The 20,228-nt window shown below is 43.4% G+C and carries 14 protein-coding genes; 9 read left to right on the top strand and 5 right to left on the bottom strand.

Annotated elements, in window-relative coordinates; translation table 11 throughout:
- Window positions 1–453 precede the first annotated feature (453 nt).
- Together murQ and ATH1_RS0102780 are read right to left on the bottom strand one after the other, a co-directional pair.
- A complete protein-coding gene (gene murQ, locus ATH1_RS0102775) occupies window positions 454–1,293 on the bottom strand; it encodes an N-acetylmuramic acid 6-phosphate etherase (protein ID WP_010417212.1) in 840 nt (279 codons plus the stop codon).
- 41 nt (window positions 1,294–1,334) lie between these two features.
- Window positions 1,335–2,174 (bottom strand): BadF/BadG/BcrA/BcrD ATPase family protein, encoded by an 840-nt coding sequence (locus ATH1_RS0102780; protein ID WP_010417215.1) that lies wholly within the window; start codon window positions 2,172–2,174, stop codon window positions 1,335–1,337.
- 231 nt (window positions 2,175–2,405) lie between these two features.
- On the opposite strand from ATH1_RS0102780, the gene ATH1_RS0102785 reads away from it, so the two are divergent.
- The 5 genes from ATH1_RS0102785 to ATH1_RS0102805 all read left to right on the top strand — a co-directional run bounded on the left by ATH1_RS0102785 (window position 2,406) and on the right by ATH1_RS0102805 (window position 11,793).
- Window positions 2,406–5,471, top strand: a complete 3,066-nt coding sequence (locus ATH1_RS0102785; protein WP_010417217.1) for a golvesin C-terminal-like domain-containing protein — start codon at window positions 2,406–2,408, stop codon at window positions 5,469–5,471.
- A 368-nt stretch (window positions 5,472–5,839) separates the two neighbouring features.
- Window positions 5,840–7,330, top strand: a complete 1,491-nt coding sequence (locus tag ATH1_RS18805) for a glycosyltransferase family 2 protein (RefSeq protein WP_010417220.1) — start codon at window positions 5,840–5,842, stop codon at window positions 7,328–7,330.
- Window positions 7,311–8,273 (top strand): DUF4922 domain-containing protein, encoded by a 963-nt coding sequence (locus ATH1_RS0102795; protein ID WP_010417221.1) that lies wholly within the window; start codon window positions 7,311–7,313, stop codon window positions 8,271–8,273. The genes ATH1_RS18805 and ATH1_RS0102795 overlap by 20 nt, the downstream gene beginning before the upstream one ends.
- Before the next feature lie 4 nt (window positions 8,274–8,277).
- Window positions 8,278–9,612 carry a SpoIID/LytB domain-containing protein gene (locus ATH1_RS0102800; RefSeq protein ID WP_010417224.1) on the top strand — a complete coding sequence of 445 codons (1,335 nt, stop codon included), beginning with the start codon at window positions 8,278–8,280 and terminating at the stop codon, window positions 9,610–9,612.
- A gap of 330 nt (window positions 9,613–9,942) precedes the next feature.
- Window positions 9,943–11,793, top strand: a complete 1,851-nt coding sequence (locus tag ATH1_RS0102805) for an MFS transporter (RefSeq protein WP_010417226.1) — start codon at window positions 9,943–9,945, stop codon at window positions 11,791–11,793.
- Between the two features lie 124 nt (window positions 11,794–11,917).
- On the opposite strand, the gene ATH1_RS21810 is transcribed toward ATH1_RS0102805, so the two are convergent.
- Entirely contained in the window at window positions 11,918–12,058 is a 141-nt protein-coding gene (locus ATH1_RS21810; RefSeq protein ID WP_010417228.1) for a hypothetical protein, read from the bottom strand.
- Here ATH1_RS21810 and ATH1_RS0102820 point away from each other — a divergent pair.
- The 4 genes from ATH1_RS0102820 to ATH1_RS0102835 all read left to right on the top strand — a co-directional run bounded on the left by ATH1_RS0102820 (window position 12,039) and on the right by ATH1_RS0102835 (window position 16,703).
- The gene (locus ATH1_RS0102820) at window positions 12,039–13,556 is read left to right on the top strand and encodes a glycoside hydrolase family 10-like protein (protein ID WP_029163931.1); all 1,518 of its coding nucleotides are present in this window, start codon (window positions 12,039–12,041) and stop codon (window positions 13,554–13,556) included. The two genes, ATH1_RS21810 and ATH1_RS0102820, sit on opposite strands and share 20 nt — an antisense overlap.
- Window positions 13,522–13,746, top strand: a complete 225-nt coding sequence (locus ATH1_RS21365; RefSeq protein ID WP_010417231.1) for a hypothetical protein — start codon at window positions 13,522–13,524, stop codon at window positions 13,744–13,746. Before ATH1_RS0102820 ends, ATH1_RS21365 begins: the two co-directional genes overlap by 35 nt.
- Window positions 13,747–13,887: 141 nt before the next feature.
- Window positions 13,888–15,327: a sodium:solute symporter gene (locus ATH1_RS0102830; protein ID WP_010417233.1), complete on the top strand. Its 1,440-nt coding sequence runs from the start codon at window positions 13,888–13,890 to the stop codon at window positions 15,325–15,327.
- A 266-nt stretch (window positions 15,328–15,593) separates the two neighbouring features.
- Window positions 15,594–16,703: an acyltransferase family protein gene (locus ATH1_RS0102835; protein WP_010417235.1), complete on the top strand. Its 1,110-nt coding sequence runs from the start codon at window positions 15,594–15,596 to the stop codon at window positions 16,701–16,703.
- Between the two features lie 54 nt (window positions 16,704–16,757).
- On the opposite strand, the gene ATH1_RS0102840 is transcribed toward ATH1_RS0102835, so the two are convergent.
- Window positions 16,758–17,948, bottom strand: a complete 1,191-nt coding sequence (locus ATH1_RS0102840; protein ID WP_010417238.1) for an ATP-binding protein — start codon at window positions 17,946–17,948, stop codon at window positions 16,758–16,760.
- A gap of 519 nt (window positions 17,949–18,467) precedes the next feature.
- The gene (locus tag ATH1_RS0102850; RefSeq protein WP_010416888.1) at window positions 18,468–20,072 is read right to left on the bottom strand and encodes an IS1634 family transposase; all 1,605 of its coding nucleotides are present in this window, start codon (window positions 20,070–20,072) and stop codon (window positions 18,468–18,470) included.
- Window positions 20,073–20,228: the final 156 nt, after the last annotated feature.

Consider the following 20,228-nt stretch of genomic DNA (forward strand, 5'->3'; position numbering starts at 1 on the left):
TTTTCTTCAAAATGGTTGTCATTGTTGCCCTTCAGCTTTTTCGATAGTGTTTTTTGAGGAAACTCCAGTTATAAAAAAGGCTTATTTAAAATGATTCAAGGTTGTGCTTTTTAGAAATTTAAACCGGAAATGCATATTAGTGATTTGTTTATAGTAGTAAACGTTGTTTAAACATACCCGACCCAAGGCTTGTTCACAGTCTTTCATTAAAACCATCCCTGGGATGACGTTTAAGTTTTTGGTATGATAGCTTGCTCCGATTTATTGGGGGAACTTGCATGAATGATTTTATGCATTTACTTTTCTGACCATATTTGTTATTGTCCGTTTCAGAAAAATTCATTTCTTCTGTCTTCTACCTGTATAGCTTACCACCTTCCTATTCTTACTATCACCCTTCTTACCTTTCTACCTCTGGCCCGTGCTCTCTGCTCTCTGCCCTCTGCTTTATCGTTATTGTCTGCGTGATTTGTTAAAACCGTCGATGGCCTTTTTAACAGAGCCATAACGGATGAGCAGGTCCTGGGCAGTTTCCTGGTCCAGATTAAGCTCTTCCATGAGCATGTGGGTTCCGCGTTTGATGAGCTTCTGGTTGTTGAGCTGCATATTGACCATCTTGTTCCCCTTCACTTTCCCGAGTTTGATCATCAGTGTAGTCGTAATCATGTTAAGGATCATTTTCTGGGCGGTACCGGCTTTAAGACGAGTACTTCCGGTAATGAATTCCGGCCCTACTATTGCCTCGATGGGAAATTCGGCAACCTTAGCAATATCGGAATCCGGGTTGCAGGTTATACAACCTGTGAGGATGCCGTTTTTTCTGGCTTTGCGTATCCCGCCGATGACATAGGGCGTCGTTCCTGAAGCAGCTATGCCTATTACTGTATCGAGTTTGCTGATGTTGTATTTTTTCAATTCTTCCCACGCCATGTGGGGATCGTCTTCTGCATCTTCTACGGCTTTTCTGAGAGCAACGTCGCCTCCTGCAATGAGTCCGATAACCAACGTATCGGGGACCCCGAAAGTAGGCGGTAATTCCGAAGCATCGAGGACCCCGAGACGACCACTGGTTCCTGCTCCAAGATAGAAAAGGCGTCCTCCCTGCTTCATCCTGTCTATGATGCGTACTATTAATTGTTCGATTTGAGGAAGTGCCTCCCTTACTGCGATATGCACTTTGGCATCCTCTTCATTCATGCTTCTTATCAGGTCGGCTACTTCCATTTTTTCCAGGTCTTTGAATCTTGACGGTGATTCAGTAATGTTAAGCGTGAATTTGTTCTTATCAGACATTTTATTGTTGTTTTATTAAAGTCAAAAATTGTACTTTGGCCCTATTGCCGGACGTGATAATCTATCAGGCCGGGCATCGGATCTTTAATGATCTTTCCGGGTGTAAGGTTTCTGAATTTCAGACTTTCTTTCAATATCTTATGAAAGTAAAAGGCAATACTTCCGGTGAAATGTACCGGCAGGGACCGGGCTTTTTTATATTGTAAAACATTTCGTACCAGGAATTCATCAAAAGCATTCCTAACCAGTGCATAGAGAGAGGGATGTGAGATGTGATCGGAAATGAATTTGGTAAAGCCGGCCGCGTACCGGTTAGGGAAAGGTTGTTTGTATATATGATCCAGAATTTCGGTAGCACTGGTCTTAAAAGTGTCAAAGAACAGCTGGGTTATATCGCCTGGAAGTTGATTCTTCAGGATATCTGACAGCAACTTTTTCCCGATTACTGCTCCGCTGCCTTCATCTCCGAGGATGAATCCCAGGGGCGGTACACTTTCTATAATACGTGTGCCATCATAATGACAAGAATTGGAACCGGTGCCCAGAATACACGCTATTCCTTCGTTGTCCGCGCAAAGCGCGTGGGCGGCAGCCATCAGGTCACTCTGCACTTCGGGATGACCGGTTTCAAAAAACCGGACTAATGCATTACGGGCTGTCTTGTTGATCTCGGGGTTGGCACAACCCGCGCTGTAAAAGAAGATTGAATCAAACTTACGTCGGTTATCATTAAATTCTTCCTTTAATGTTCTGATTATGGTCTCTTCGTCTTGATAATACGGGTTGATCCCCCTGGTTTGGATAAATTTCTTTTCTCCATTCTCCTTGTCGAGAAGACACCACGTGGTTTTTGTCGATCCGCTGTCGGCAATTAGTATCATAATGCGAAAGATATATTATACTTTTGAATGGCAAAGGTACTAAAAAATGTTTAGTTTTTCATATCATATAAGATGTATTACAAATTTTTGTTTCTTTAAAAATTGTTTCTAATTTTGAACTCCGATTAAAGATCTAATTTAACCTGATATATTCATAAATTTTCGTAATGCGCAACGTAATAGAAATTTCATGAATAGACCGGGGTAGTCTTTTTTAAAAAAGAATCAGGCATGCGAAGTGGTTTAGTTTCTAAAGTGTTGTTGATGTTTTTTGTTTTCTTCCCTGGAATTGAAAACATTGCTTTTTCACAATTGAACCCAAAGGAGAAGAGAATGGCCGAAAAGGTGATGGAGGACATTTCTCCCTCCTCCGATTTGTTTAGAGGATGGAACTATCTGGGCCGAATGGAGGTTGATTCTGTTGCGGTTGACCAGGACAATGAACGTGTGGAGATTTATTTCTCGCCGCATGTTGTAAGAATTCCGGTCAGGCATGTCTGGCTTAACCATCTTAAGTATAACATACGGAACAATCTGAGAAGGCGTTTCAGGGATTACAGCATTGAATTTTATTGCAACGGGCGTCCCATGGAAGATTATATCCCGTTGTATTATTATAATGGTGTCCCCGACTCGTTGCGGATGAAATCACACTCTCTTCGCCAGCCTCTGGCAGAGAAAATATCAGAACCGGATTTTCCGGCAGGACTGAGCAACAATAACATTGCTTTGTGGGCCAGCCATGGTTATTATTACGAGGCCAAACTCGACCGCTGGGAATGGCAACGGGCCCGTTTGTTCGGAACGGTCGAAGATATTTATCCTTTTATGTTTACAAGGAATTTTCTTGTCCCAATGCTTGAAGATGCGGGCGCTACTGTTTTTCTTTCCCGTGAGCGTGATATACAGGTGAATGAAGTAATTGTTGATAATGACCGCTCTACGGGTGACAGTGAATTAGTGGTGAACGATGGAAATGGTCAATGGATTGAGAGCGACCGAACGGGGTTTGCTCCAAAGGATACACTCTTTCCCGGGGAAAATCCTTTTACCTCGGGCGCTTACCTGAAAATGGAGGTATCGCGCGAGGCAAGTGGAACTTTGCAATATATCCCCGAAATTCCTGAAAAGGGTGAATATGCCGTTTATATTTCCTGGGGAAAAGAAGCAAACGCTCTGACCAATGTTCCCTGTATTGTGAATCATTCCGGCGGACAGACCCGTTTTTCTTTGAATCAACAGATGGGATACGCCACCTGGGTCTATCTGGGTACATTTCATTTTCAGGCCGGAAGGAATCCCGGTCGGGGTTCTGTAACAATCGTTACGCCTAAAAACTCCATAGGTGTGGTTTCGGCCGATGCTGTTCGTTTTGGTGGAGGCATGGGCAATGTAGCCCGCCGGCCTGCAGGGGCTTATATTCCGAGGCAGTGGTCGCTGAAAGACGGACAAACCGATTCTCACAGGGTTGAGATTAAAGACTTCGTAAGATATACATACAAATTGAGCGGCAAGCCCCGCTGGATGGAAGCCGGCCGATATCAGCTTCAGTACGCGGGAATGCCCGACTCCATTGTTTATAGTCTTAACGACAATGAAAACGACTACAACGATGATTACCAATCACGTGGCGAATGGGTCAACTACCTGATGGGGCGTCCCAATGGCCCTACTGGTACAGGAGAAGAAGTAGAGGGTCTGAATATTCCCGTTGATCTGGCTTTTGCCTTTCATACCGATGCAGGCACTACACCAGGTGACTCTGTTATTGGTACCCTCGGAATATACAGTAGTGAACGCGATGACGGAATGTTTCCGGATGGCACTTCCAGACTCGCCAGCCGCGATCTGACCGATATGATTCAGTCACAAATTGTATCCGACGTCAGGCTGGGTTTTAAGGCCGACTGGACCCGACGTGCCATGTGGGACAGACAATATTCGGAGGCGTGGCGACCCAATGTTCCAACTATGTTGCTGGAACTCTTGTCGCATCAAAATCCGGCCGATATGAAATACGGTCTTGACCCGCGTTTTCAGTTTGCCGTTGCCAGAGCCATCTATAAGGGTATGGCTCGTTTTCTGGCAGCACGAGAGGGCAGACAGGTGATTATAAAACCGCTTCCGCCCGATAATATGGCACTGGAAATTGTGGATGGCAAAAAAATTAAAATCAGCTGGAGTCCGGTCAAAGACCCATTGGAGCCTTCGGCTGTCCCAAGCGGATACAAAGTTTACCAAAGAATTGACAACAACGGCTTTGATAATGGTATTTATACTACCGATACATCACTGGTAATAGAGGTGGATGAATATGAAACCATTTACAGTTTTAAAGTAAGCGCTTTGAATGAAGGTGGTCAGAGCTTCCCCGGCGAAACCCTTGCTGTTTCTTTAAACCAGAATTCCGATGATCCGGTTCTTATTGTCAATGGTTTCGACAGGGTGGCACCTCCTGCATTTGCCGATGGTAATATAACAGGTGTTGCCTGGTGGGAAGACGAAGGTGTGCCCTGGCACAGGGATATGAGTCATGTTGGCCGGCAATACGACTACGACCGTTCCTCTCCATGGCTCGACGATGACAGCCCCGGCAATGGTGCCAGCTATGCTGATATGGAAGGTAAAGTTATTCCCGGAAATAATTTTGATTTTGTTTTTTGTCACGGACAAGCCATCCGGGATGCCGGATATTCTTTCGTTTCCGTTAGCGATGAGGTGTTCGCCAAAAGCGACTTTAATGTTACTCCCTATTTTGCAGTCGATTTGATCTATGGTGAAGAACGAGGAACGCCGGCCTTGTTTAACCGGCAGCATAAAGATTACCGGGTCTTAACTCCCGGTGTTCAGGAAAATCTGGAAAGGTTTGTCTCCAAAGGTGGGAACGTTCTGATTTCGGGTGCTTACATCGGTACCGACGCGGTTGAAAACAACGATACTGTGGCCATCGGTTTTGCCGAAGCATATCTGCATTACCGCTGGATGACCAATCATGCCGACAATACAGGTGAACTGATGGTGACAGACAAAGCCTCAGCTCTTTTCATGCCATCTCTCAGCTATAATGCCGGATATCATCCTCATATTTACAAGGTGGAAGCACCAGATGGCATTGAACCGGCGGGCGATGGTGCATTCCGGATATTCAGGTATACCGCCGGTAAAGTAAGTGCCGGTGTGGCTTATTCGGGAAGCTACCGGAGCGTTGCCCTGGGGTTCCCGTTTGAGGCAGTGCCCGACAAAGAAGAACGAAACAAATTGATGAAGGATATATTGAAATTTTTCCAAAGGGATTAATTCGTGCCTGTCTGTAAAGTCGGGAAAAGTTGTATCAAATCTGTCTGTTCAGAAAGTACCGGTTGCATGGCTTGCGCGGGAAGATAGGTTTAAGCGGACCAGACCTTTTTGGTTCTTTTTGGGGCAATGCCAAAAAGAACAATGGAAAATAAATTTGAAACCGGCTGCTGACTTTTTCAGCAGCCACTACTTTTATCGTAAATGAGTATTTTGGCGGTAACCGTAACACAGCAAATGGTATTTTATGGACAGACACTAATGCACAACAGATTGTTAGACGGCAATTGGCTGGTCGGTCGATTGGTCCTTTTTCAGAGTTCGTAAGTACTACCCGACATTTTGATTGATAAAAAAAACAACCAGATTATATGAGCAAAATTGCATGTTTTTTACCGGTGGCCGAAAAGGCTGATCTGAAACAAACCATTAATGAACTGAAAGCTTCTGATGAGGTTTCGGAAATTAATGTAATGATAACTCCCGAAAACCGTGAAGTTGTTCTGCCTGACGGGGTGAAGTCCATTGAAATACCCGCCCTTAATTCGACTGCCATGGTAGGGGAGATTGCAGGCCACAGCAATAATGCAGATTTTATTTTATTGTACACCAAATCTTTACCCCTGAAAATTGGCGATTTTTCGTTGGCACGCATGGTTCAGGCAGCTGAATATACCCGGGCCGGGATGGTTTATTCCGACTATTATGCGCTGAAAGAGGGAAAAATGATCAATCACCCTGTGATTGATTATCAGGATGGGAGTTTACGCGATGATTTCAATTTCGGCTCTCTTCTTCTTTTTTCTGCTCCGGCGGTCAAAGAAGCAGTCGGGAGGATGAACGAAGACTTTAGATTTGCCGGTCTTTATGACCTGCGGCTGAAAATATCACAAAATCATAAACTCTTCCGTTTGCCGGAATTTTTGTATACCGAAATGGAAACCGATACCCGCCGTTCCGGTGAAAAGATTTTTGATTACGTGGACCCCAAAAACAGGGAAGTCCAGGTAGAGATGGAGAAAGCCTGTACGCTGCACCTGAAGGAGATTGGCGGATACCTTGAACCTCGGTTTGAAGCGGTGAAATTCGAAGAAGCTGATTTCCCGGTCGAGGCCTCGGTGATTATTCCCGTGCGAAACAGGGCGAAAACCATTGAGGACGCGGTTCGATCTGTTTTCAGGCAAAAAGCTGCCTTCAGCTTTAACTTAATTATTGTGGATAACCATTCGGACGACGGGACTACCGATATCCTCAAAAAGCTCTCAGGAGAGGACGCCCGTTTGTTACATCTGATTCCGGAAAGTAAAGACCTTGGTATCGGTGGATGCTGGAATATGGCGATTATGCATGAATCGTGCGGTAAATTTGCCATCCAGCTCGACAGTGATGACCTTTATGCCGATGATAAAGTAATACAAACCATTGTGGATGCCTTTTATGAGCAAAACTGTGCAATGGTGATCGGGTCTTACCAAATGGTTAACTTCAAGCTGGAAGAGATACCTCCCGGACTTATCGACCATAAGGAATGGACGCCCGAAAACGGACGTAACAATGCGCTGCGAATTAACGGACTGGGAGCGCCCCGGGCCTTTTATACACCCGTATTGCGAAAGATAAAAGTGCCTAATGTAAGCTATGGGGAAGATTATGCAGTGGGTCTGGCAGTGTCGCGCGATTATCAGATTGGACGAATATACAAAACGCTTTACTTATGTCGGCGCTGGGAAGATAATTCCGATGCATCACTTGATATTGTAAAGATGAATAATCACAATTTTTATAAAGACAGAGTGAGAACAATGGAATTGTGGGCGCGAATAGAAAAAACCAAAAACGAACATGATCAACCAAATAACTGAAAACAAGACGTTACAGGAAAAGGTAAATGATTTGATTGATGATCAGCTTGTTAACTGGCCGTTGGCTCGTGACAATTATGCCGGTTTAAAGGAGGTAAAAACCCGGACGCTGCACATGCGTCCTTCAACGGAAATGCGGGTACAGTTCAATCCGGGACGTATCCGATCTTCGGCGGCTAAAGTGGATCCAAAATCAATCAAAGAACGGAAATGTTTTTTATGTTCCGGAAATTTGCCTGCCGAACAAAAAGGCGTTGATGTCGGGGATTATAAGGTTCTGGTTAATCCTTACCCTATTTTTTCGAGGCATCTGACCATCCCTCACAGGGAACATATTGACCAGCGAATTGAAGGACGACTTGGTGATATGTTGATAATTGCCCGTGAGCTTCCAGACTTTGTGCTGTTTTACAATGGACCGAGGTGCGGAGCGAGTGCCCCTGATCACCTTCATTTTCAGGCCGGCAATAAAGGGTTCCTTCCCATTGAAGAGGAATATCGTTTGCACCCCGGGAAATCGTTGCTGTTGGACAGAAAAGACATTAAAGTACACAGCGTGGAGAATTATTTCAGAAAGACGCTTGTTATTGAAAGCAACAATGAAAAACTGCTGGAAAACTGGTTTTTGAGAGTTTTCCGCTTTTTAGGGAAACTTCAAAAATATGAACAGGAACCTATGCTGAACATTCTTTGCTCATGGGAACATGATTTTTGGAGGGTTATTGTTTTCCCGCGCAGAGAACATCGTCCCCGTCAGTTTTATGCCAAAGGCGCAGAACAGGTATTGTTAAGTCCGGCATCAGTCGATTTTGGAGGCGTACTGATCACTCCACGAGAAGAAGATTTTGAAAAACTGAATAACGATTTAGTCGCCGATATTTTCCATCAGGTTACGCTGGATGAGGAGTCGTGGCACCTGGTGAAACTCATTTTTAATACCTGATACTATGCAACCAAATATTGAAGTAGGGGTGTTGTTTGCCCCCGAATTTTCGTTTCAGCTTGAAGGCCCGTTCCGTTTAAGGGCTTCCGGTGAAATATATGAAGGTAAAGGTCATGCTTCCTGCCACAACGGGGAGCTCAGGATTTTGATCAACAACCGGAATATCAGCGCCGAACTACCTGTTGAACTGGAACCTGTTGATTACGAAAAGAGCAGTTTCGAACTGAAGGATGTGGTCATAGGCATTAATTTCCATTGGGAGCGTAAAGAAGACCAGCGTTTTAAAGGAACATTGCGCATCATCAGAGAAGAGGGTCATCTCACAGCCGTTAATCGCCTGCCTTTGGAAGATTATCTGGTGAGTGTCATATCTTCCGAGATGAGTGCAACTTCGTCGCCTCAGTTGCTGAGAGCCCACGCGGTAATATCGCGCAGCTGGCTGATAGCGCAGAAAGAGAAGGAACAAAAGCTGAAAGAAACGGGCAATTATGAAACTGTTATGGAGAGTCCGGGTGAGCGGATAAAATGGTACGACCGTGAAGACCATCTTAACTTTGATGTGTGTGCCGACGATCATTGTCAGCGCTATCAGGGCATTACACGGGCATCGACCAAAGAAGTGGAGGCGGCTGTTGCCGATACTTTTGGTGAAGTGCTGGTTTACAATAACGCAATATGTGATGCCCGGTTCTCCAAGGCCTGTGGCGGTATTTCCGAATTGTTCGAAAATGTGTGGGAACCGGTAAATCATCCGTATCTGACCAAAGTGATTGACAATGATGTGCCCCCGGAAGGTTACAAACTCGATTTGAAGGATGAAGAAGCTGCGCGGGAGTGGATTACCGGTAACCCGCCTGCATTCTGTAATACCCGGGACAAAGATGTGCTTTCTCAGGTGTTGAACGATTACGACCAGGAAACGGCCGATTTTTACAGGTGGAAGGTGACGCTTACTCAGCAAAAGGTAAGGGAATTACTGAAGAAGAAAGCGAATATTGACCTTGGGGAAATTCTTAACATGGTGCCTGTTGAACGTGGTGAATCGGGACGTCTTATCCGCCTTAAAATTGTCGGAACAGAAGGAGAACTAACCATTGGTAAAGAGCTGGAGATACGTAAGGCGCTTTCGGAGTCTCACTTGTACAGCTCTGCTTTTATCGTTGAGAAGGAAGGCGAAGAAGGGCAGGTTCCGTCGTCATTCACACTCATCGGAGCAGGCTGGGGACATGGTGTTGGTCTCTGTCAGATTGGCGCCGCCGTTATGGGTGCTAAGGGGTATTCCTATCAGGAAATATTGAAGCATTATTTCAGGGGTGCTCAACTGGAAAAACGTTATTAATTCTACCTGATATGCAAGATAAAAGGTTGAATATGAGGAAACGGAGGGGCTGAACAGCGCTTTGTTATTGTTACATCCCGGCAGGAAAGATAAATTTTACAGCCGCCTTGCTGAAATAATTGACGAACTTCGCAAGCGTGGTTATTGTTTTGAGAAATTATAGAGATGTCGTTTCATCCGTATATAATTTATCTTTTAAGGTCGGATGGAACTCGCATGCAAGAGTTTTATACATGTTCTTTTGTGACAAACTTTGTCATGCTCGTTTCATTCTTTTCTCCCAATGTTGAATTCTAATATCTAATATCTAATCGTCTAATAATCTAATATATGGGTTCAAAAAACCGTTCACCCTGGAGTTGGGTACCGACACTGTACTTTGCAGAAGGCATTCCGTACGTTATTGTGATGACCGTTTCGGTTATTATGTATAAGCGGCTTGGAATATCCAATGCCGATATCGCGCTCTACACCAGTTGGCTCTATTTGCCATGGGTCATAAAGCCACTGTGGAGCCCCGTGGTCGACCTGTTAAAGACCAAACGTTGGTGGATCATAATGATGCAATTGTTGGTTGGTGCCGGTCTGGCAGGTGTCGCTTTCACCATTCCTGTACCCGATTTTTTTCAGTACACCCTGGCATTTTTCTGGTTGCTGGCTTTTAGTTCGGCTACGCATGATATCGCTGCCGATGGATTTTATATGCTGGCGCTCGACGAGCACAAGCAGGCTTACTTTATTGGTATCAGGAGCACTTTTTATCGTGTGGCTATGATTACGGGTCAGGGGTTGCTCATTATTCTGGCAGGCTTTTTCGAAACCTATACCGGTCTCGATCCTGTTGAGTTTAACGTCTATGCACGTCCCGATCTTCCAGCGAAGATAGAGATTCCCGAATTCAAAAGGTCCGTGGAATCCGATGAAATGGCTTTTGTGCTAACAAACGAAGAGATTCATATTCCGACTCAAAAGGTCTCTCCCGAAATAATTGACAGCATTAAACAATGGGCTGTGAATCAAAACCTGAAAAACGGCTTCGTGATTCCCGAAGCAAAGAAAGAGACGAAAGCGGAGACCGGATGGTTTGCAACCCACGTATCAGGGCCTTTGAAAGAAAAGTTGAGGGCAGCCTTTGGGCGCGATGATGTGGTGGAAACATCACTCCGTCCGGGAAATATAGGGCTTGTTGGAGTCCGTCTAACCAGGTCACCTGAGGAAGAAGAGGAAGTTGCTTTGAATACGGGAATCAGAAGAGGTGATGAAAGTATTAAACTGATAGAGGGGGAGCGCATTGTAGTAGATAAATCGAACTGGCAGAAGACAGCCTGGATCGTTATTCAGCTCGATCCAAAACTGGAAGAGCATTCTTCGGCTTATTATGAAGGCCGGTCGGGTAATATTCCGCTGGCCTGGATGATCACCTTTTTTATTCTGGCCGGTTTGTTTCTCATTTTCTTTGTCTACCACCGGTTCATTTTGCCGCGTCCCGACTCCGACAAGGCAGTTGTTCAGGGTGATGGAGAGAATATGTTTACAGAGTTCTTCGCTACTTTTAAATCCTTTTTCGTGAAAGAAAATATAGGTCCGGCACTGGCATTCTTGCTGTTGTTCAGGCTTGGGGAGTCGCAGATAGTGAAGCTGGCCTCGCCATTTATGCTGGATCCCCGCGAAATAGGAGGCCTGGGACTCACAACAGGCGATGTGGGGCTGATTTACGGGACAATAGGCATTCTCGCATTGACGCTGGGCGGAATTTTAGGCGGATTATTGGCTTCAAAACACGGCCTTAAATACTGGATTTGGCCCATGGCTTTTGCCATGAATATTCCCAATGTAGTATTTGTATATCTTTCGTATGTTACCCCCCAAAGTATGTGGCTCATTTCAGGAGCGGTGGCCCTTGAACAGTTTGGCTACGGGTTTGGGTTTACCGCATATATGCTGTATATGATTTACTTTTCCGACGGTAGTCATAAGACAGCTCATTATGCCATTTGTACCGGCTTGATGGCCCTGGGAATGATGATCCCCGGAATGATTTCAGGATGGATTCAGGAAATTGTTGGCTACCAGAATTTCTTTATCTGGGTGTTGATTTGTACCATTCCAGGGTTTATTATTATTAAGTTTCTGAAGATCGATCCTACTTTCGGCATTAAGAAAAAAAATGAAGAGCAATAGAGATTGAGGTTGAGGCTGAGGTTGAGGCTGAGGCTAAGGTTGAGAGGTACCACAGATATGACAAACAAGTATTTAATCATATCTTACTCGGTGAAAACCTGCGCCACTCGGCTCTGTCGCTTGCTTATAAGAATCCGGGGTGAACCTCAATCTCAACCTCAACCTCAACCTCAACCTTTACCTTAGCCTCAACCTCAGCCTCAGCCTCAGCCTTAGCTTTAACTTCAGTCTCAAAAATTAATTGTATGTTACGAAAAATATCCATACTTTCAATTCTGATGCTTCTTGCTGTTTCGATACAGGCAAGAGAGTATCCCAAGCGTGAAATGCGCGCCATCTGGATTGCCACTGTTGCCAATATTGACTGGCCTTCAAAACCCGGTCTGTCGGTGGCTATGCAGCAAGATGAACTGACCGGACTTTTCGACCTGGCCAAAGAGTATAACCTGAACACGGTGATTTTTCAGGTTCGACCGGCCACGGATGCATTTTTCCCTTCTGATTTGGAACCCTGGTCGCAATGGCTGACAGGTGAACAGGGGAAAGCACCCGATCCGTTCTACGATCCTTTGCAATTTGCCATTGATGAGTGTCGCAAGCGGGGCTTGGAACTTCATCTGTGGCTCAATCCTTACCGGGCAGTAGTTGATACAGCCACGGCTTCCATTTCCGATGGTCACCCCGTTAACAAGCATCCCGAATGGTTCGTGACGTACGGCAAAGCCCGTTATTTCAATCCAGGTCTCCCCGAAACAAGAAATCATGTGGCCACTGTAGTGGCTGATCTCCTGAAACGTTATGATGTGGATGCCCTGCATTTCGACGATTATTTTTATCCCTACCGGATTGCTGGTGAGGAATTCCCCGACCAGGAGGCTTTTGAGAAATATCCGCGTGGTTTCGCCGCAGATGAAAAGGACGACTGGCGACGTGAAAATGTCGATATGATCATTAAACAATTGCATGATACCATTGAGGCCGTAAGACCAGCCGTAGCTTTTGGTATCAGTCCTTTTGGCGTCTGGCGTAACCAGTCTGATGATCCGAGCGGATCGGCAACCAGAGCCGGGCAAACCAACTACGACGATTTGTATGCCAATATTCTGAAATGGCAGGAAGAGGGTTGGATTGATTACATTACGCCACAAATTTACTGGCACATCGGGAAGGAAGTAGCCGATTATGCCGTCATTGCCGAGTGGTGGAGTAAAAATGTACTGGGCTGCCGGCTTTATGTCGGTCAGGGTTTTTATCGTATCAGCCGCGATTCAAACGACCGGGAATGGCGGTCATCAAGGCAGATTATTAAGCAAATTAAGCTGAACCGTACCTATCCGAATATTGATGGCAGCATGTTCTTCAGCGGAAAATCTCTCAGTAACAATCCCCGGCGCTTGAAAGAGAAACTGCTCAGGCGTCCCTTCCGTTATGAGGCACTGGCGCCGGTTAATCCGAGAGTCGAACAGATCATGCCCGGTGTGCCCCGGAATCCCGTGATTGAGCTCGATCGAGACTCGATTCGAATGAATTGGGAATCAGGAAGAAATAATGAGGTTTTTGTAATCTACAAATTTAAATATGGTAAAGTTGCCAGTACCGAAAATGCTGAAAATATTTTTGCCGTTACCGGAGAGAACGCACTGACGGTCGAAGTCACCCGTAAAACCAATCCGCGTAAGTATTATTTTGTAATTTCGGCGCTGAGTCCGACCAATATCGAATCGGTGGTTGAATATTTTAAAGATATCAGCCTGGCAGAATGAGGCAGAGGCAGAGGCAGAGGCAGAGGTAAAGGTTGAGGTTGAGGTTGAGGATGAGGTAAAGGTTGAGGTTGAGGCTGAGGCTAAGGTTGAGAGGTACCACAGATATGACAAACAAGTATTTAATCATATCTTACTCGGTGAAAACCTGCGCCACTCGGCTCTGTTGCTTGCTTACAAGAATCCGTGGTGAACCTCAATCTCAACCTCAACCTCAGCCTTAACCTCAACCTTAGCCTCAGCCTTAGCCTCAGCCTTAGCCTTAGCCTCAGCCTCAACCTCAACCTTAATCTTAGCCTCAATCTTTCAGCATGTTCCAAAAAGAAAAATACAGATGAGCACAACTCTTGTATTATTCGTTATTCTCGGTTTTTTTACCGCGCTTTTTCTTATTTCGTGGTTTTCATCACGCAACAGCGACAGCGAAACATTTTTTACCGGCAACCGTCAATCGCCGTGGTACCTGGTGGCGTTCGGGATGATTGGTGCCACAATATCCGGTGTTACATTTATTTCAGTTCCCGGAGAGGTCGGGAACAGCGCATGGAGTTATTTCCAGTTTATTTTGGGAAATTTTGTCGGCTACTGGATTATTGCACTGGTTTTGTTGCCTCTTTATTACAAGCGAAACCTGGTATCCATTTATACTTATCTTGATCAGAGGTTTGGTCTTCGTTCGTACAAAACTGGTTCTTTTTTCTTCATACTTTCCCAGACAATCGGGGCTTCTTTCCGGCTTTACCTCGTTGCCGGGGTACTGCAAATATCATTTTTCGATGCGCTGGGCGTTCCTTTCTGGGTTACCGTGCTTACCACCATAACACTTATATGGCTGTATACTTTTAAAGCAGGAATTAAAACCGTGGTATGGACCGATACTTTGCAGACATTGTTTATACTTGTTTCAGTAATTGTGACGATAGTGGTTGTACTTAACCAGTTGGATATGGGATTTGGCGAGATGGTTGCAACCATTGGCAATCATCCGTATAGTAAAGTGTTCGACTGGGACTGGCAATCGGGAACTAATTTCTTCAAACAGTTTATTGCAGGTATTGGGATCACGATAGTGATGACAGGTCTGGATCAGAACATGATGCAGAAAAATTTGACCTGTAAGAACCAGAAAGAAGCTCAGAAGAATCTTTTTTGGTTTAGTTTCTCTTTTGTAGCTACTAATTTGTTGTTTTTGGGATTAGGTGTATTGCTCTATTATTATGCCGAACAAATGGGAATAAGTATACCGGAACGGTCGGATGACCTGTTCCCGTTGCTGGCCATCAAATATTTCGGAACTGCTGTTGGTGTTACTTTTCTGCTGGGGATCACGGCTGCCGCTTATTCCAGTGCCGATTCGGCATTGACGGCACTGACCACAGCTTTTTGTATCGATTTTCTGAAGGTTGATCCCAAACTGCCTTCCACTGAGAAGACCCGGATAAAGGTGCATATCACTTTTTCTTTCATCATGTTTCTGGTGATTGTTTTGTTCCGCATCATTAATGATGAGAGTGTTGTAAACTCTGTTTTTACTGCGGCGGGTTACACTTACGGCCCCTTGCTGGGGTTGTTCACTTTCGGAATTTTGACAAAGAGAAGCACCCGCGACCGGTACGTTCCTTACATCAGTGTTTTGTCACCGGTTTTGTGTTATATTATCAGCAGCAACTCCGAAAGATGGCTCGGTGGTTACCAGTTTGGATTTGAATTATTACTTTTAAATGGTTTTTTGGTGTTTATGGGATTGTGGGCTTTCTCTAAGAAAAAGGACTAAACGCGGAGTCGCAAAGACGTAGCGATGAGTTTTAATTGATTGTTGAGAAAAAGCTTTTTTCAGAGATGCAGATTTCTCAATCTCACAATCGGGGAGAGTTGGTAAAAGTTAGGATTCAAGGGGTCGATAATAGTACGAGAGTACCGACAGAGTCCGTGATCCCGTATTTTTGTCCGTTTCCGTTTTGTATATTAAATGCAGTATATCAGGATTGTATGAATAATCTTAAATCTAGAAATCTAACGATCTATTAATTGATTTGATTTATGAAAAAATCTGAAAGATACCTGGCACTTGACGTCCTTCGGGGTATGACCATCGCTTTGATGATAACGGTAAATACGCCGGGCAGCTGGCAGTATGTTTATGCACCGCTTCGCCATTCCAGCTGGCACGGGTGCACACCTACCGATCTGGTTTTTCCTTTCTTTCTTTTTGTGGTTGGTGTTTCCATGTTTTTCTCTTTTGCCAAATACGGCAATACGCTCAATAAAGCATCTTTTAACCGTCTGGGAAGACGGACTTTGCTGATTTTTGCCATCGGACTTTTTCTGAATTCATTTCCGCAATGGATGACTGATTACAGTTCGCTCCGTATTATGGGGGTGCTTCAAAGAATAGCCCTGGCTTATGGATTTGCTTCACTGATAGTGCTTTCCATGAAAAGAAAGTACATCCCGTATCTGGGATTAGCCATTTTGCTGGTTTACTGGGGAATTTTGGCCTGGTTTGGCGGCGACGATCCTTATAGTCTGGAAGGCAATGTCACTATTCCGTTCGATGCAGCCATTCTGGGAGAACAGCATCTCTACACCGGATTTGGTATCCCGTTTGACCCGGAGGGACTGCTGAGTACTATCCCCGCCGTTGTTACCGTTTTGCTGGGATATCTGACGGGCGTTTTTATCAGTAATACCGAAAAAGCCAAATTACCTGCAAGGCTTGCATTGTATGGTGTTCTGGTTACCATTATAGGCCGGCTCTGGGGATTTGTATTTCCAATCAATAAGCCGCTCTGGACAAGCTCTTATGTTCTTTATACTGCCGGACTGGCCGCTTTGGTTTTTGCTTTGTTGATATTCATTATCGATGTTAAAGGGTACAAAAAGTGGACGTCCTTCTTTGTGGTTTTCGGGATGAACCCGCTGTTTATTTATGCCCTGTCAGGACTGTGGGCGCGTACATTGGGCATGCTCATTAAATTTGAAACCGCCGACGGTACGGTGGTAAGAGGCAGTACCTGGCTCTACCAGCATATTTTTGTCCCCCTGGCAGGTAATATGAACGGTTCATTGCTGTATGCCTTGACGCATGTCTTTTTCTTCTGGCTCATTGGATATATCCTGTATAAAAAACGAATCTTCATTAAAGTATAAATGAAACGAGCATGGCAAGGTTTGCTACAAAAAAACTTGTATAAAACTCATTGCCTAATACAAAAACCCAAACAACCACAACGGTATCTTATGCAAGTGCCCGATTTCTATTTCATCGGCTGCGACAAAGGCGTTTTCAAGATGCTTAACCTGTTTATTTGTTTTTCCACGACCACCTATCTCAAATACATAATCGGCAAATGCGAAATCGCCTTTGGAAGTATATTTAATAGGGCCCAAAATTCCCAGCTGATTAATAAAAAAGCTCTCTCTGACATTTCCGATATTGGGGTTTTCATCAGCTAAAGCATATTGCAGATTGGGGTGGTGCATATAGATTTTCTCTGGCTTTTGCAATGCTCCGATGCCTTTGGTATTTGCATACAGGCATTTGATGACACGGATGTCTTCCAGGTAACGAATGAAATGCACCAGACTGTTCCGACTAATGCCAATGCGTTCACTCAATTTGGAAATATTGGGTTTGAAGGGAGCCGATTCCGATATAATATGTAGCAGCAATCGGATATTCTCCACACTGCCAAAACTGATATCATACGATGAAGGCAAATCAATGTTTAATGCCAGAGAAATGGTTTCGGACAACTTTTGCGGGTAAAGAGTAGGCGCTTCTTTGAAATAGGGGTAGTAACCATGTTCCAGAAACTTCCGGAAATGTGCAAGGGGACGGATAGAATCAGCAATTTCCAGGGCATATCGGGTATGCGAATCAATCAATGCTTTAAAATCGATCGGTTCAAATGTTGTTCCCTGTGTGAAATTCAGAAATTCCCGGTAGGATAAACCGTAAAGCTCATACATCACAGCCCGCCGGCTTAGATCTCCTTTGGCCTGATTCAAATGAACAAGTGATGAGCCGGTAAAAATGATCTTCAAATCGGGCTGATCATCATAAATGTTTTTCAATTCCTGCGACCAGTTTTGATAGCGGTGGACTTCATCCAAAAGCAGATACTTCCCGCCTTGAATGACAAATTGCTCTGCAAAGTCGACAAGGTTGTTTTCCGTAAAAAACAAATCATCCAGGCTCACATAAAGCGTTTGATTGTCCTGGGGGAGATGTTCTTTGGCATATTGAAGCAATAGCGTGGTTTTTCCGGCTCCACGGGCCCCTTTTATGCCGATCAGGCGACTGTTCCAGTCAATTTTTTCAGCAAGGTACCGCTTGAATTGAGTTGGTACCTGATGCAGTTTCTGATATGATTTTTGAAAAAGCTTTTCCAATTTTTTTGCTCTAATTGCTCAACAAATATAATAAATTTTGCTTTCTATAAAAAGCATATAGAGGTTGATGGTTTTTTACTATTTAATTCTTTTCAAAATTTCAGAGAATCCAATTTCCGAAACTCTTCATAAATGAGTACGGTATAAAAAGCATATTTTTTTCAAAATCATGGCGTTTTAAATTTTTGTATCAGAGTTAACTTATTGTTAATGAGGATTCATTCGTATAAAATTTATTTATTAAGGTCGAATGGAACTCGCATGATTAATTTTATACATGTTCTTTTGTGACAACCCTTGTCATGCTCGTTTCATCAGTATAAAAAAAGTCTAAGTCATTGGTCTGATTGAACTCGCTATGAATCGCGGGATCGGCGTCAGCCAATTTCATTCATGTCTTTTTGAAAATTTGGTCATCCAAAATCCATGTTCGTTTCAAAAATTTAAAACGGAACTTCCTATCTTAAAGAAAATAAATATCCCTTAAACCCCTTTTCTGTCAAGGGATGCGCCATATTATCAGGCTGATTCCTTCTTAGCTACATTTAGTTTTATATCCAGTGCATCCAATATTTCTTTTTGATGATTCGATAAGTTATGTGGGCGTACTTTTATTTTGGTTCCTTTAAAATCATATTCTATATATTGTATTTTATCAAGGCTTTCAATAGCAAATTTTCGGGTATAGTTTAAACTGGCTATTTTATCTGAAATATATTTGGTTATCATATACGCCAGCATCACAACAAATACGTGGCCCTTTGTCCTATCCTCTTTTCTTACAAATATTGGTCTAAGCTCTTCAATTGTGGTCTTCATGGTCCTAAATGCAAATTCAACCAATCCTAAATCTTTGTATCTATCATGGGCCTCTTTTGTGTTTAGTTCTTCTTTTGGGACTCCCGTTTTAACCACATAACAGCCATCTAACTCCCCTTGTTTTTCTTTTGCTTCCTCATCTATAGATATAGAGAACCCTCTTTCGTTCACATCTACCGTGACGATGTTTTTTAGTTTTAATTTTACCAGCTCATTGTTTATATCTCTTTGCGCAACATTAATTTGTGCTTTTGGATGTTCTTTTAAGTATTTGTTTTTATTAGTCACAAAATCCATCAACCTTTTAATTCGGTCTTCTCTATTTCGTTTTAATTCTATTGCCCTATACTTGTTTTTCCGCAATATGTACCTCACATTATTTTCGCCAGCTACTTCTACCAATTCGTCTTCAAATAAAGATAGCTGCAATACCCCTTTATTTATTAATGATTTAATCTGCTCTTTGGTAATTGTTGTGAGATAATCCCATTTATACTGGTTTGATATGATTTCATCAATCTGGCTTGATTTTATCATTCCTTTATCCCCAACAAAAATAACTCGCTCTACACCAAATACTTCTTTGAGTTTTTTAAGTTGTGACGAAACTGTTTTTGTGTCACCGGTATTCCCTTTGAATACCTCTATGGTAATTGGGTATCCATAGCTGTCGAGCATCAGCCCTACAACTATTTGCATCTTGCCTTTTTTCTTGTCCCTATTATATCCGTATGTGGCCAGTTCGTTTTTTGTCCCCTCCAAATAGGATGAAGTTACATCGTATAAAAATATATTCTTTATTTTTTCTGTTTGATAACGGTGTCTGAAAATTTTCTTTTCTATTTTTTCCTGATTAGCGCTTAACCAATCCAGGTTATCGTATAAGCTATCTTCATTGAAACTGGACACATTGTAAACATTCTCAATATCCTGATTAATCACCCATTCGTTGGCAATGTAATTCCTTGACTGTTGCGTAATTATACGCCCTGCAATTTGCACCATTGCCAGTTTTGCTTGTTTAGAACTGCCTAAGGCCTGATATATTCCCAGTCGGTTGGCCACTTGTTTGATTACTTCAATTGCACCGAATGATTTGCCATTAGAAAGATTCAAGTCCTCTATTGCCGTAATAGCTTTACCTTTAATTAATTTTTCCAAATCATTTACAAGATGTTCTGGCCATTTTGTTAAAGAGGTAATGCTTCTATGTTTAACTTTTTCACCCTCCCTATAATTTTCCATCAGAACAACTGATTGGTAAACCTTATTTTTTGTCTTACGGTATGTTCTTTGAATAAACATATAGCTAAATTTATGTCTTAGCCACAAATATAATAATTTAAAAAATTATATGCAAATGTTTTATAGAATTTTTGTATTAATTCTTTCTTAGCCACACATATTTGAGCAAAAAAAACTCTTAAACTTAGCCTGGCAGTGGGAGTGCTGTGATTTGCC

The organism is Anaerophaga thermohalophila DSM 12881, assembly GCF_000191885.1.
In the GTDB taxonomy this organism is placed as follows: Bacteria; Bacteroidota; Bacteroidia; order Bacteroidales; family Marinilabiliaceae; genus Anaerophaga; species Anaerophaga thermohalophila.

Excerpts from the sequence above, each read along its gene's own strand:
- murQ (WP_010417212.1), bottom strand. The coding sequence starts at position 1,293 with ATGTCTGATAAGAACAAATTCACGCTTAACATTACTGAATCACCGTCA.
- ATH1_RS0102780 (WP_010417215.1), bottom strand. The coding sequence starts at position 2,174 with ATGATACTAATTGCCGACAGCGGATCGACAAAAACCACGTGGTGTCTT.
- ATH1_RS0102785 (WP_010417217.1), top strand. The coding sequence starts at position 2,406 with ATGCGAAGTGGTTTAGTTTCTAAAGTGTTGTTGATGTTTTTTGTTTTC.
- ATH1_RS18805 (WP_010417220.1), top strand. The coding sequence starts at position 5,840 with ATGAGCAAAATTGCATGTTTTTTACCGGTGGCCGAAAAGGCTGATCTG.
- ATH1_RS0102795 (WP_010417221.1), top strand. The coding sequence starts at position 7,311 with ATGATCAACCAAATAACTGAAAACAAGACGTTACAGGAAAAGGTAAAT.
- ATH1_RS0102800 (WP_010417224.1), top strand. The coding sequence starts at position 8,278 with ATGCAACCAAATATTGAAGTAGGGGTGTTGTTTGCCCCCGAATTTTCG.
- ATH1_RS0102805 (WP_010417226.1), top strand. The coding sequence starts at position 9,943 with ATGGGTTCAAAAAACCGTTCACCCTGGAGTTGGGTACCGACACTGTAC.
- ATH1_RS0102820 (WP_029163931.1), top strand. The coding sequence starts at position 12,039 with ATGTTACGAAAAATATCCATACTTTCAATTCTGATGCTTCTTGCTGTT.
- ATH1_RS21810 (WP_010417228.1), bottom strand. The coding sequence starts at position 12,058 with ATGGATATTTTTCGTAACATACAATTAATTTTTGAGACTGAAGTTAAA.
- ATH1_RS0102830 (WP_010417233.1), top strand. The coding sequence starts at position 13,888 with ATGAGCACAACTCTTGTATTATTCGTTATTCTCGGTTTTTTTACCGCG.
- ATH1_RS0102835 (WP_010417235.1), top strand. The coding sequence starts at position 15,594 with ATGAAAAAATCTGAAAGATACCTGGCACTTGACGTCCTTCGGGGTATG.
- ATH1_RS0102850 (WP_010416888.1), bottom strand. The coding sequence starts at position 20,072 with ATGTTTATTCAAAGAACATACCGTAAGACAAAAAATAAGGTTTACCAA.